The organism is Brevibacillus sp. HD3.3A, from assembly GCF_013284375.2.
Lineage (GTDB): Bacteria > Bacillota > Bacilli > Brevibacillales > Brevibacillaceae > Brevibacillus > Brevibacillus parabrevis.
The window spans coordinates 1,867,647-1,880,435 of record NZ_CP085874.1; the positions used below are offsets into that span (position 1 = coordinate 1,867,647).

Genomic DNA, 12,789 nt, shown 5'->3' on the forward strand with positions numbered 1-12,789 from the left:
TTACAGCAGAGCCGTTTTGTTCGTGCAAAACAAATCGCCGTGAAACGGCCTGATGGCCTCCAACAGTTGGGGATAGGAGTGGATCGGGAGCAGCCCGCCTTCCCGTTTAATCAAGTAGATTTTTTTGTACAGCGCGAACAGCCGCAGGAACAGCTCGTTGGGGTCCTTGCCGAAATAGCCGCGCAGGTTGTCGGGATTAAATTCGATCACCAGATCGGGATCGAAGGCTTTGAATGTTTCCTGCCCGCCTTGCAGCACCTGAATCTCCGAGCCTTCCACGTCGAGCTTGATCAAGTCGATCCGGGACAGGTTATGAGCAGCGACCCAGTCGTCCAGACGCGTGCACGAAATCGTGTTGGTAGCAGCAGAAGTCGCTTCGCTGGCGATGAACGACCAGCCGCCGCCGCGATCGACCTCGCAAAACTCGATGATGCCGTTGCGGTCGAATACGCCGAGCGGAACAGGCTCTACATTGCCGATCCCATTATCCTGCAAAGTCTGATGCAAAAAGGCGAGGTTGACGGAAGATGGCTCAAACGCGTACACCTTGCCCTGCGGTGCGAGATGACTGAGCGCAAGCGAAATCGTTCCGAGGTTCGCCCCGATGTCGAGACAGATGGAATCTGGCTTCACGACCCGCTTCAGCACGTTAAGCACGTACTCCTCGTAGAGGCCGTTTGCCATTTCGATGTAGTACAGGACGCTCTGGTCTGAACTGCTGCCGTGGACCAAAAACGATTTTTCGTCAAAAGGCAGACGGAAGGTGACCGTCTTTTTCGGATCGTGGGCAATCGGCGGATGAATGCGGATGATGTCGTCCTTCACTTCGAAGTGCAGATCGGGCCGCAGGGTAGCCACGTACTGTTTCAGCTCGGCGATGGTCGGATAGTCTTTTAACAGCGGATTGGAGCCGATGAAGCAGCGGGCGTCGTCAATCAGGATGACGTGATTCGGCACGGGATGGGACAAGATGGCGGCCAGTTCGGCCAAAATTGGCGTATCGAGATTGCCTTTGGCAGACTCGGTTGACAGCGGGATGTAGTGTCCGTCCAGCCAGAACAGGCAAGGTTCGTCAATCGATGCGAGCAGTTGGGGAAGCACTGTGCCGCTGTCGCCGTGCAAGATGGATACATGGGCGTCGGCGGCGAAATGCGTTTTGGCTGCCGTGTACAGTGCAAGGTCAAGCTCGATCGAATAAATTCGTTGAAAAACAGCCTTCTGGGCATCCACCATGTAACCGCGATACGTGCCGGTTTCAATCAGCGTGTTGATTTGGTGCTTTTTTCCGTATTGGGCGACAGCCGTCGTTTTCACCTCGTAAGGCGGCGATTCCAGCAGCCAAAAATCCCACGCTTCCTGAGCGGTGAGCGGAAACGGAATGCGCAACTCCTGTTGCCAAACCCGCCTGATTTCGTCCATGCGTGACATGAGCATGCTCCTTTCCTCTTTCGGTTATTTTCCTGCGACCTGATGCAGAATCGCGAGCGTTTCCCTGGCGCATTTGGACCAGGAAAACTGTGCCGCTTGCCGCAATCCTTTGGCGATGAGGTCCGAGCGCACAGACTGGTTTTGCACCTCGACTATTTTGCGGGCGATGTCTTCCGGAGAAATCGGATCGAAAGTAAGCGCAGCATCTCCGACGATTTCCGGGATGCTGCCGTTGTTGGAGCAAATGATCGGCAGCTCGGTTCGCATCGCTTCCACCAGCGGAATCCCGAAGCCTTCGAACAGGGACGGGAAGCAGAGAAAGTTGGCGTTGCGAAACAAATACGGCATCTCTTCCTGCGGAATGTAGTCCAGCCACGTAATTTGATCGGACAACTGGTGCTCACGGATCGTCGCCAGAACCTGGTTGTGTGCTTCCTGGGGGGCTCCGGTGAACACCATATGAATTTTCAACTGGTGTGCATCGCGCAAATAAGCGAGCGCCTGCAAGAGCGAAACGTGATTTTTGTGCCACCACGTATTCGCAGGATAATAGCCGTAATGAGCGGGCAGCCGATATTTTTGCCGCACCCGCTGATTGACGGATTCGTTGTACGGGAGCGTAAATTCATGGGCAGAATCGAGATGGATCGCATGTACGCGATGCTTCGGAATCCCGAACTTGGTAATGATGCTCTCCCGGGAATACTCGGACAACGTCAAGACGGCGTTTGTCTTCAGCGCGGACGATTGGTAGGTCGCCTTGCGCCATTGCAGCGAGTTCTCGTCAAAAAACTGCGGGTAAAATTCATGCTGAATGTCCGGGATGTTGATCACGCTCGGGATGGGAGCATCGATCGGATTCAGCACCAGGAGCGGGCAGAACCACAGATCGAGCGCAAGCGCGCGAATCCAGGCGTGGAACTGCTTATGCGCGTCTATGTGCTCGTGCATCATCACTTTTTGGATTTTCGGATGGTTGGGAAAGGTGTGGTAATTCGTCTTGGTCAAAAACAAGAACCATTGGTCGTTGTCCTTGTTTTGAATCGAGTACGCCAGCAAATTCCGCACGTACTGTTCCATGCCGCCGATTTTTCCAGGGATACAGGCGAGCAGATTTACACCGATTTTCACGGAGCCTTCACCTCGTCATCGCGTCTGTGTAGGCGATACCAGTCAATCGTTTGCTGCAAGCCTGCGAGAAGCGGAGTGGTTGCCGTAAAGCCAAAAGCGTCCCTCGCTTTGTCTGTTGCCAGCTTGCGGCGCGGCTGTCCGTCAGGCTTGCTGGCATCCCAGACAATCCGTCCTTCGTACCCGCACAGCTTTTGAATCGTACTGGCCAGCTCGGCAATGGTCATTTCTTCACCGGAGCCGATATTGACCGGATCGGAGGAATCGTATTTCTCGGTCGCCAGCACAATGGCGCGGGCAGCGTCCTGTACATAAATAAATTCGCGGGTGACGTTCCCGGTGCCCCAGAGAACGATCTCGTCCTGTTTGGCGGCTTTGGCCTCCAGGCATTTGCGGATGATCGCCGGGATGACGTGGGAAGATTCGAGATCGAAGTTGTCGTGAGGGCCGTACAGGTTGACGGGCAGCAAGAAAATCGAATTGAAGCCGTACTGCTCACGATACGCCTGAGACTGCACCAGCATCATTTTTTTCGCCAAACCGTACGGAGCGTTCGTCTCTTCCGGGTAGCCGTTCCACAGGTCTTCTTCCAGAAAAGGGACGGGTGCGAACTTGGGATAAGAGCAAATCGTTCCGATGGCGACAAACTTTTTCACGCCAAACAGTCTCGCTTGCTCGATCAACTGTGTGCCCATGATCAGGTTGTCGTAAAAAAATTTGCCGGGATTTTTCTGGTTGGCGCCGATGCCCCCTACGACGGCGGCGAGGTGGATAATGATGTCCGGTGCGTAAGTATGCAGCATCAAGACGATGTCGTTTTCTTTGCGCAGATCAAAGTCGCGGCTTCTCGGGACGAACACATGCTGGCATTGCTGGGCTTGCAGCTGGCTGAGCACATGCTTTCCCAGGAAACCTGCTCCGCCGGTAACGACGATTCGTTTGTCCGACAGATTCATGAAAGCAACACCTTCCTTTACGCGAATGTGGTCACAGCGAAGGGACTGGCTGCCTGTTTTTCAACAACCAGTTGGCGACATCCCGAGGATTTTTTTTGTATTCCAAGTAAAACTGGTATTCCTGGGCAGAGAGCGGCATCGCGTTTTGCACCTGGAGGCTGACCGTGCCGATGCTTGCCGCCATTTCTGTTTCCGGCAAAATTTGCTGCCTGCTGCACACCAGCTCGACGACGGCATTTGGCGTAGTAACTGGGAATACGATGCTCGTTTCAAAGTGACCGGCCGGAATGACGTGATGAGCGGTCGGCACTTGATCGACCATGACGTGGACGTGAACAGGCTGGTTGAATAACGTATTGATGCCTTTGATGACCAGAGCATGCATCGGCTGGGCCGGATCGACGTACAGATGCATCCGGTAGCGCGGCGGGACCCAGAAGGAAGCATGGCGATTGCTGTCCACGAGCAGGGGAGTATTTCCGAAGACCCGATGACTTTTGAACAGATCGAGATACCAGAACACGCCTTTGTTCGGATAGTGCGTAAGAAAATGATACAGCCAGTGATTGGCGACGGTGCCGAAGTGCCGGACGCTGGCCAGCAATATTTCCGGCAGTCCGAGATCGACCTCCAGCGCGACGGACTTGCAGGCTGCATGCAGGCGGGAGGCAGCGAGAAAATCGTGAATGTAGCCGACCTGATGCGTTTTGGACAGGCGCATCCACAAGTCGTAGTCCATGCAATAGTGCAAGTTTTCGTCCACACCGCCGACAGCTTGAAAGACTTCTTTGCGGATGAAGGCAGTCGGTTGGCAAATGATGCAAAACAGAAACAGGGCCTGACGGGAAAACGGTTTTGTCGGGTAGACGCTGGTAATCTTGTCCTCGGCGTTGATGTGCAGGGCGTTCCCGTACACCATCGACCATTGCGGGTTGGTTTGCAGCGCAGAGATGGCTTTGCCGACAGCGCCATTCAAATACTTGTCATCCGAGTTCAGCCAGCCGATGATCTGGCCTTTTGCCAGTGCCAAGCCTTTGTTGATGGCGTGCGACTGGCCCCGGTCAGGCTCGGAAACGAAGCGGAAGCGCTGTTTTTCATGGGCGTATTCCTGCAAAATCTCCAAAGTCCCGTCTGTAGAACCGCCGTCGACGACGATGTGTTCGATGTTCGGATAGTCCTGGCTGCACACACTCTCGATCGTTTGCCTGATAAAGGCGGCCTGATTGAAGGAAGGCGTAATGATACTGACTAGCGGCAAGTTCTGCGATCCCATCAACTGCCCTCCTTTTCCCCGGCTGGTGCTTGCAAAGTGTCTCGCCAATATTGAAGTAAGTCGTGCATCGTCTGGTGAAAAGGAATTTCCGGCTGCCAGCCCGTTTGCGTGCAAAAAGCGCTGGCGTCGCCGAGCAGTACCTCTACGTCGGAGGGGCGCAGCCGCTTGGGATCGACGAGAATCTGCACAGGCGCGGAAGTGAAGGACAGGAGGGTATGCAATACTTCTTCGATCGTTCGCGTGTTCCCCGAAGAGATGTTGTAGACGCTCCCGGGCACTCCCCGTTCCAGCGCGAGCCAATACGCTTTGACGACATCGCGCACATCTGTAAAGTCACGTCGCGCTTGCAAGTTTCCGACATGGACGTGCGGCGGCTGCAAGCCAAGCTCGATTTGGGCAATTTGTTTGGCGAAATTGGAGGTGGCAAAGCGCTCTCCCCGCCGCGGCCCTGTATGGTTAAAAGTACGCGTGCGAACAATGGAAAGTCCGTAGCTTTGATAATACTGGTAGCCGAGAAAATCTTGGGCGATTTTGCTCACGGCATAAGGACTCTGCGGCCGCAGCGGGTTTGTCTCCCGCACTGGCAGTTCGTCAGGGTAGACGAGGCCGTATTCCTCGCTGGAGCATGCCACCTGTATTTTGCACGGAATATCAGCTGCCCGGACCGCTTCGAAAATGTGCAGCTGGCTGACGATATTGTTCATCATCGTGTCGGCGGGCGAAGTCCACGAAGCGGGGACAAAGCTTTGGGCAGCGAGATGGTAAATATGTGCCGGCTTGATTCGGGCAATCATTTGGGCGACGGCTGCGGGGTCTTGCAGTTCGCATTCCACGAGATGAAGCTGATCCGCGATGTGGGCGATATGGTCCATTCGGCTGCGAGCCCGGTAAGTTCCATAGATTTCGACATCGCCGCGCGAGAGCAGATATTCTGCCAAATGGCTGCCGGCAAACCCGGTAATGCCTGTAATCAAAACTTTCAAGAGGCTTCCCCCCTTGCTCGTGATGTTTTTTTGCAGCAGCAGGCAAAACCGTTTCCAAAAAAAGAAAGCAGTTGCTTTATATATAGTAAGAACATGCGGATACTGGCACGGCGAATGTCTTTTTATGTACAGGGAAAGTGCGGCACGCCTTTTTCTCGCCAAGGGGGAGCAGATGACTACGCCTTTCGCGCACACGGCAAATACGATGGAGAAAAGAGAACGAAAGAAGGAGGGGCGATGAACCGAATGGACTCCATCAATCTCTATGAAAAGCGTGTTTTCTCGCAAAATGGTGAAGATGGCATGATCGAGGAGTTGTTTGCGCGGATCGGGACAACGAATCGATTTTTTGTTGAATTTGGAGTCGAGGGAGGCGTGGAGTGCCTGTCTCGAAACCTGGCGTACGCGCACCAATGGTCGGGAGTGTTGATCGAGGGACACCCGCTCAAATACATCTATTTGCAGCAGACCTATGCCGCGCTCCCTCAGGTTGCCACCCATCAGGCGTTCATTACCAGAGAAAATATCGCCTCGTTGTTTGCCCAATTTCGCGTTCCGGCACAGTTTGATTTGCTCTCGATCGATCTGGACGGGATCGACTATTGGGTCTGGCAAGCGCTGGCTGCCTACAAGCCGCGAGTGGTGATCATCGAATACAACGCTTCTTTTCCGCCGCCGCAAAAGATGGTCGTAGCGTACGATCCTTCCTTTACATGGAACGGAACAACCTATTTCGGAGCGAGCCTGACATCGCTTGCCGAACTTGGGAAAAAGCTCGGCTATGCGCTGATCGGCACCGATTCATGTGGAGTCAACGCCTTCTTTGTCCGCCGGGAGCTGTTGGGTCTGGCACGCTTTGCGGAGCGAACTCCACAAGAGGCGTACCATCCGCCAAGCTACGGCCCTGATGGCGGGGGCCACCCGCGTGGAAATGGCCCCTACCTGGAAATCTAGGCGGGCAACAGCTGCTGCAAATAGTCGAGCACCGCTTTTTTCATGTTGGCAAGGGCAGTCAAGGCTGCACTTTCTGAGACGTCCTTGACCCCAAAATACAGCTTCATCTTCGGTTCCGTACCGGATGGACGGATGCAAAACCAGGCATGGTCGCCCATGATGAACTTCAAGACATCGCTTGCTGGCAGCGCCAAAGGCTGTGACTCGTTTGTCGCTTGCAGCCGACGTTCGCCAGTCAAGTAATCCTCGATGGAGGTCACCGCATCGCCCGCGACAGTTGTCAGCGGCCTGTCGCGCAAGGCAGCGAGGATCGCTGTCATGGTTTGCATGCCGTCTTTTCCCGGATACGTAATCGAGATCAGCTCTTCCCGGAAAGTGCCGTGCTTGGTGTACAGCTCCTGCAAACGCTGGTGGAGGCTTGAGCCTTGCGACAGCTGGAACGCGCAGGCGTCCGCCAGCAAAAAAGCGGCCTGGACGGCGTCTTTGTCCCGGACGAAATCACCGCGCAAATACCCGCAGCTTTCTTCCAGTCCAAACAAAAAGTGATGCGCTCCGCTTTGCGCAAATTCCTCGATTTTTTCCCCGATGTACTTGAATCCGGTCAAGGTGTCGATTGTAGCCACACCGTAGTCAGCGGCGATCGCGCGAACCATTTCCGAGGTGACGATCGTTTTCACGACGGCAGCGTGGGCCGGGAGCGTTCCGGCAAGCTTTTCTTGCGTCAAAATATAGTCCAAAAGCAAGACGCCCGCCTGATTTCCGTTCAAGATGACATGCTGGTTAGGGCCCGTCCTGATGGCTACCCCGAGCCTGTCTCCATCCGGGTCTGTACAGATGATCAAGTCGGCGCCTTTTTTGCGAGCGTGCTTCAAGGCAAATCGAAAGCTTTCCGGCTCTTCCGGATTGGGGGTGGAGACGGTAGAAAACAAAGGATCTGGTTCCGCCTGCTCCTGAACGACCTTTACCTGCTCAAAGCCTAGCGATTGCAGTCCTTGCGCAATCGGTACAAGCGTCGTGCCGTGCAGCGGAGAAAAGACGATGCGCGGCTGGTGGGCAGCGACGATGGCGGAAGCGGCAGGGGAGCGAAGCTGTTTTTGGCAGGCCATATAAGCGGTAAATACTTCGTCGCCCAACATTCGCAACAGACCGCTGTCCAACAGCTCATTCACTTCACGCGTTCCGATTTGCAGCTCATCCCCGGCTTGTTCCATCTGGGCAAAAATCCGGTCGGCGGCTTGCGGCGGAATTTGTCCTCCGTCTGACCCGTATATTTTGAAGCCGTTGTACTCCGGCGGGTTGTGGCTCGCCGTGATGACGACGCCTGCGGCAGCTCCCAGATGCCGAACGGCAAAAGACAAGAGCGGCGTCGGACACAAATTCTCGAACAAACATGCGGAAACGCCGTAATAACCGAGAACTTTTGCCGTTTCCAGTGCAAAGGTGTACGAATCGTTGCGCGAGTCGTAGGCGATGACGACCGCAAGCTGGGCCGCATCCGAATGTTGCTCCAGCAAATGCAGGGCCAGCCCTGCGGCAACTTTGCGAATCGTATAAAGGTTAATCCGGTTGATCCCCGGCTCCATGACCCCGCGCATGCCACCTGTACCGAAGGCAATCGGCTTGTAAAAGCAGTCTTCCAGTTTTTGCTCGTCGCCTTCCAGTTGCTCCAGGTGGCGCTGAAGCTGCGGGTCCAGGTCTGTGTATTGCTTCCAGCGCGTATAATGCTTGTGCCAATCCATCTGCATGCCAAACCTCACTTCCCGTCAAAAAAGTCCTGCCTCCTTCCTAGCGTATTAAGGAAAAGGGCGGGAAGTGAGGGAGGAGCAAAAGATCATTCGCAAGAGACAGGGCGGAGGCACGCGCGAAAAACGAAGTTGCTGCAAGCGTCCAGCCCTGTTTTTGAACGAATGCGCGCAGGGTGGCATATGCTTTTAACGATTGGGATTGGATCAGGCCAGGGGAGAGGTGACGCATGAAAACAGCTTTCCTTACAGGAATAACCGGGCAGGACGGTGCGTATTTGGCGAAGTTTTTGCTGGACAAAGGCTATCGCGTGGCAGGACTTGTGCCGCGCCGCAGCACCGTGGATCGCTGGCGGCTGGAGTATTTGGGCATTGCTGATGAAATCGAGTACAAGGACGGCGATATTTTGGATTTGTCGTCTTTGACCAGGGCGCTCAAAAGCGTGAAGCCGGATGAGCTGTATCATTTGGCGGCGCAAAGCTTTGTCGGCTCATCGTGGGAGCAGCCCGTCTTGACGGCGCAATCGACCGGGATGGGTGTTTTGCATGTGCTGGAGGCCATTCGCGAGACGAATCCCGCGATCAAAATGTATCAAGCTTCCTCAAGCGAGCTGTACGGACTGATCCAGGAGCCGCAGCAATCGGAGCAAACCCCGTTTTATCCGCGCAGTCCGTATGCGGTATCCAAGCTGTTCGGCTACTGGATGACGAAAAACTACCGGGAAAGCTTCCAGATGTACAGCTGCAACGGCATTTTGTTCAACCATGAATCGCCGTTGCGCGGGCTTGAATTTGTCACCCGAAAAGTAACCGACGCTGTGGCGAGAATCGCCGCGAACAAACAAAAAGAGCTGCGGCTCGGCAATATAGCGGCCAAACGGGACTGGGGCTTCGCAGGCGACTTCGTGGAGGCGATGTGGCTCATGCTCCAGCAGGAGAAGCCGGATGACTTTGTCATTGCGACCGGAAAAACGTCAACCGTCGAGGACATGTGCAAAATCGCCTTTGACTACGTCGGCTTGAATTATCAGGATTACTTGCTGATTGATCCGAAGCTGTACCGCCCCGCAGAAGTGGACGTCTTGCTGGGAAATCCGGAAAAGGCGAAGCGGGAGCTGGGCTGGACGCCGAAAACAAAGCTGGTCGAGCTGATTCATATGATGGTGGAAGCCGATATGCAGCGCGTGGCAAAAGAGTAGCGAAACAGCAGCGAGAAAATCATTAGTGACACCCTATTTCTGGAAGCGCAAAAGAAAAGGGGTGTTTTTTTGTTTGGGCAAAAACGAGTTAACCTATTTATGATTAAAAACAACCTATTAAACCTTGTGTAACAACCAGTTACCCTCTGCTGCTCCCCGCTTTTCCACTCGCTACAGCGATAAACTTGCAGAAAATTCGGTTTTAACCCTGTATTGCCAGTGGTTGGCACGTAACTTGCTATTAAGAAAAGTACAAACATTTCAACTATCGCGTCAAAAGGAGACTTTGCTATGAATGTAGTTGCCAACGTATACCGGGGGGAACAGGTGGAAAGCTCGCACCTTGGTCACATCGCCGTTGTGGATGCTTCCGGAACTTTGCTGTATGCATTCGGAGATCCACACCGAATGACCTATGCCCGTTCAAGCATGAAGCCGTTGCAAGCGATTCCGGTCGTGGAGACAGGCGCCGCTGATCATTACGGATTTGAGCCTGCCGATCTGTCGCTTTGCTGCGCCTCCCATAGCGGGGAGCCGCGCCATCGCACGCGCGCGCTTTCGATGCTGGAACGTGCGGGTCAACCGGAAGCGACCTTGCAATGCGGGACGCACGTGCCGCGTCACGAGGAGAGCTACAAAGAGCTGATCCGTCAGGGGAAACCGCTTACACCCGTATTTTCCAACTGCTCCGGTAAGCATTCGGGCATGATTGCAACCGCGACGTACATGGGAGAAGAGGTCGCCACCTATCACCTGCCAGAGCATCCGGTGCAGCAGCGGATTCTCGATGTCGTGGAAGACATTACAGGCTATCCAAAAGAGAAGATCAACCTGGGAACAGACGGTTGCGGAGTGCCTGTTCATCAACTGCCGCTCGCGAACTTCGCCTGGGCTTTTGCCAAGCTCGTTCGCCCGGAAGTGATCGCGAAGCCGGAGCGCCGCAAAGCGGTAGAGAGAATTACAGAAGCGATGACGGCTCATCCGGAAATGGTCGGGGGCGAAAATCGCTACTGCACCGATCTGATGAATGCTTTTGCCGGGCGCATCGTGGGCAAGGCGGGCGCTGAGTCTGTCTACTGTCTGGGTGACAGAAAAACAGGGCTGGGTATCGCAGTGAAGATCGAGGACGGCGGGCCACGCGCCATCAATCCGGTCGTAAACGAGGTGCTGCGCCAACTCGGGATCGGTACAGACGGCCCGCTGGAAGTGTTGGCACAATACACGAATCCGCCGATCACCAACATGAGCAATAGCGTCGTAGGCCGGATCGAAACGCCGTTTTTGCTGACGCAAACGAGCGTGTCACTGGGGGTATAAGCGGCAGCTACCTTTCGTTGCCGTTTATCTATAAAGATTTTTTCAAAAGAAGAAGGGGGTCACAAAAAAATGAAGTTGCACAAAGGATGGAAGCTGCTCAGCACTGCCGCCCTGGTCGCGGTTTTGGCCGTGACAGGATGTAGCCAGTCGGCTGCTCCGACGAAGCAAGGCGAGGGAACACCAGCCGGACAGCCAGCAGGCGACTCTGGTGGACAAGCAGATCCGGCAGCAAGACTGAAGCTCAACCTGAAGACCGAGCCACCGTCCCTCGATCCGCCAAAAGGCTTTGACAGCACGTCCAATGAGGTGCTGAATGCGACGATGGAAGGTTTGGCCCGTCTCGACAAAGACCACAAGCCGCAGCCTGCCATGGCGGAAAAATGGTCGGTGAGCGAGGATGGAAAAACGTACACCTTTACGCTGCGCGACAGCAAGTGGTCCAATGGCGATCCGGTAACGGCGCAAGACTTTGAATTTGCTTTCAAGCGCATCGTCGATCCGAACAACGCGTTCCCGTCCGCTTTCCTCGCCTACTACATCGAGGGAGCAGAGGAGTTCAACAAAGGAACCGGCACCGCAGACGGCGTGAAGGTAAAAGCGGTCGATGAAAAGACGCTGGAAGTACATCTCAAGGCGCCAGCAGGCTTTTTCCTGCACATCATCACGCAGCCTACTTTCTTCCCGGTGAATAAAAAAGTGGTGGAAAGCAATCCGAAGTGGGCAGAAAATGCGTCGAGCATCGTCACAAACGGTCCTTTCAAAATGGAAGACTGGGTGCATGACCAATCTGTCAAACTCGTGAAAAACGACGGCTACTGGGATCGGGACTCCGTCAAATTTGCCGGAATCGACTGGGTGATGGTCAACGACGAAAATACACAGTATCAAATGTACTCCACCGCACAACTGGACATGATCCAGACCGTACCGAACGACTTGAAGAAAAAGCTGATCGATTCCGGAGAGGCCAAAGTAGAATCCGAAGCGGCGATTTACTACTACCGGATGAACACGCAGATGCCTCCGTTTACGAACGCCAACATCCGCAAAGCGTTTGCGCTGGCGATCGACCGCCAAACGCTGATCGACAACGTGGTACAAGGCAAGCAGGCTCCTGCACTGGCGCACGTGCCATTCGGCTTCCCGGAACCGGAAGGCGGCGACTTCCGCGAGAAGGGCGGAGACTTCATCAAAGACAACGACATCGAGCAGGCAAAAGCTTTGCTGAAAAAAGGAATGGAAGAGGAAGGCTGGACAACCTTGCCGCCTGTAACCATGACGTACAACACAAGTGACGCCCACAAAGCGATCGCGCAAGTTTTGCAAGAGATGTACAAGAAAAACCTCGGGGTAGACGTGAAGCTGGAGAACAAGGAATGGAAAGTGTTCCTGGAAGAACAGCGCGGCCGCAAGCTGCAATTCTCCCGTTCCACCATCCCTGCTGACTACGGCGATCCGGTCAACTATCTGGAGCTGTTTGTCACCGATCACCCGGGCAACCGCATCAATTACAGCAACAAAGAGTACGACGCGCTGGTTGAAAAAATTCGCAACACCGCAAACGAAACCGAGCGCTTCAAGCTGATGCACGATGCAGAAAAAATCTTTATGGAAGACATGCCGCTGGTGCCGATCTACTTCAGCACCAAAGTGTTCATGGATCAGCCAAACATCAAGGGCATCATTCGCCATCCGGTCGGAACTCTCGACTACAAATGGGTAGAGATCGGGAAGAAATAGTAGAATAGACGAAGACAAGAGCGCAAGGGCAGCTTTGTGCTCTTGTCTTCACACTACATCTGGAGCGAG

At 54.4% G+C, this 12,789-nt stretch carries 10 protein-coding genes; 4 read left to right on the forward strand and 6 right to left on the reverse strand.

Annotated elements, in window-relative coordinates:
- From HP435_RS09220 to HP435_RS09240, 5 genes are read right to left on the reverse strand one after another with little or no spacing between them, the layout of a single operon-like run.
- Complete coding sequence (locus HP435_RS09220; protein WP_229049878.1) at positions 1-1,434, reverse strand: FkbM family methyltransferase; 1,434 nt, start codon at positions 1,432-1,434, stop codon at positions 1-3.
- Between the two features lie 18 nt (positions 1,435-1,452).
- On the reverse strand, positions 1,453-2,559 hold the full coding sequence (locus tag HP435_RS09225) for a glycosyltransferase family 4 protein (RefSeq protein ID WP_173599791.1): 1,107 nt from the start codon (positions 2,557-2,559) through the stop codon (positions 1,453-1,455).
- On the reverse strand, positions 2,556-3,512 hold the full coding sequence (locus tag HP435_RS09230; protein WP_173599792.1) for a GDP-L-fucose synthase family protein: 957 nt from the start codon (positions 3,510-3,512) through the stop codon (positions 2,556-2,558). The genes HP435_RS09225 and HP435_RS09230 overlap by 4 nt, the downstream gene beginning before the upstream one ends.
- 31 nt (positions 3,513-3,543) lie before the next feature.
- Positions 3,544-4,785, reverse strand: coding sequence for a glycosyltransferase family 2 protein (locus HP435_RS09235; RefSeq protein ID WP_173599793.1), 1,242 nt, complete (start codon positions 4,783-4,785; stop codon positions 3,544-3,546).
- Positions 4,785-5,768, reverse strand: a complete 984-nt coding sequence (locus HP435_RS09240; RefSeq protein WP_173599794.1) for a GDP-mannose 4,6-dehydratase — start codon at positions 5,766-5,768, stop codon at positions 4,785-4,787. Before HP435_RS09240 ends, HP435_RS09235 begins: the two co-directional genes overlap by 1 nt.
- 237 nt (positions 5,769-6,005) lie before the next feature.
- On the opposite strand from HP435_RS09240, the gene HP435_RS09245 reads away from it, so the two are divergent.
- Complete coding sequence (locus tag HP435_RS09245; RefSeq protein ID WP_229049879.1) at positions 6,006-6,722, forward strand: hypothetical protein; 717 nt, start codon at positions 6,006-6,008, stop codon at positions 6,720-6,722.
- On the opposite strand, the gene HP435_RS09250 is transcribed toward HP435_RS09245, so the two are convergent.
- Positions 6,719-8,467 (reverse strand): phospho-sugar mutase, encoded by a 1,749-nt coding sequence (locus tag HP435_RS09250; protein ID WP_173599795.1) that lies wholly within the window; start codon positions 8,465-8,467, stop codon positions 6,719-6,721. The genes HP435_RS09245 and HP435_RS09250 overlap by 4 nt on opposite strands.
- A gap of 227 nt (positions 8,468-8,694) precedes the next feature.
- On the opposite strand from HP435_RS09250, the gene HP435_RS09255 reads away from it, so the two are divergent.
- From HP435_RS09255 to HP435_RS09265, 3 genes are all read left to right on the forward strand, one after another.
- Positions 8,695-9,663, forward strand: a complete 969-nt coding sequence (locus HP435_RS09255; protein WP_122963231.1) for a GDP-mannose 4,6-dehydratase — start codon at positions 8,695-8,697, stop codon at positions 9,661-9,663.
- A 291-nt stretch (positions 9,664-9,954) separates the two neighbouring features.
- Positions 9,955-10,980: an asparaginase gene (locus HP435_RS09260; protein WP_122963232.1), complete on the forward strand. Its 1,026-nt coding sequence runs from the start codon at positions 9,955-9,957 to the stop codon at positions 10,978-10,980.
- Between the two features lie 69 nt (positions 10,981-11,049).
- Positions 11,050-12,720 (forward strand): peptide ABC transporter substrate-binding protein, encoded by a 1,671-nt coding sequence (locus tag HP435_RS09265; protein ID WP_122963233.1) that lies wholly within the window; start codon positions 11,050-11,052, stop codon positions 12,718-12,720.
- Positions 12,721-12,789 lie beyond the last annotated feature (69 nt).

Bases quoted from the DNA above. Each gene is read 5' to 3' on its own strand.
- HP435_RS09220 (WP_229049878.1), bottom strand. From the start codon at position 1,434: ATGCTCATGTCACGCATGGACGAAATCAGGCGGGTTTGGCAACAGGAG.
- HP435_RS09230 (WP_173599792.1), bottom strand. From the start codon at position 3,512: ATGAATCTGTCGGACAAACGAATCGTCGTTACCGGCGGAGCAGGTTTC.
- HP435_RS09235 (WP_173599793.1), bottom strand. From the start codon at position 4,785: ATGGGATCGCAGAACTTGCCGCTAGTCAGTATCATTACGCCTTCCTTC.
- HP435_RS09245 (WP_229049879.1), top strand. From the start codon at position 6,006: ATGAACCGAATGGACTCCATCAATCTCTATGAAAAGCGTGTTTTCTCG.
- HP435_RS09250 (WP_173599795.1), bottom strand. From the start codon at position 8,467: ATGCAGATGGATTGGCACAAGCATTATACGCGCTGGAAGCAATACACA.
- HP435_RS09255 (WP_122963231.1), top strand. From the start codon at position 8,695: ATGAAAACAGCTTTCCTTACAGGAATAACCGGGCAGGACGGTGCGTAT.
- HP435_RS09260 (WP_122963232.1), top strand. From the start codon at position 9,955: ATGAATGTAGTTGCCAACGTATACCGGGGGGAACAGGTGGAAAGCTCG.
- HP435_RS09265 (WP_122963233.1), top strand. From the start codon at position 11,050: ATGAAGTTGCACAAAGGATGGAAGCTGCTCAGCACTGCCGCCCTGGTC.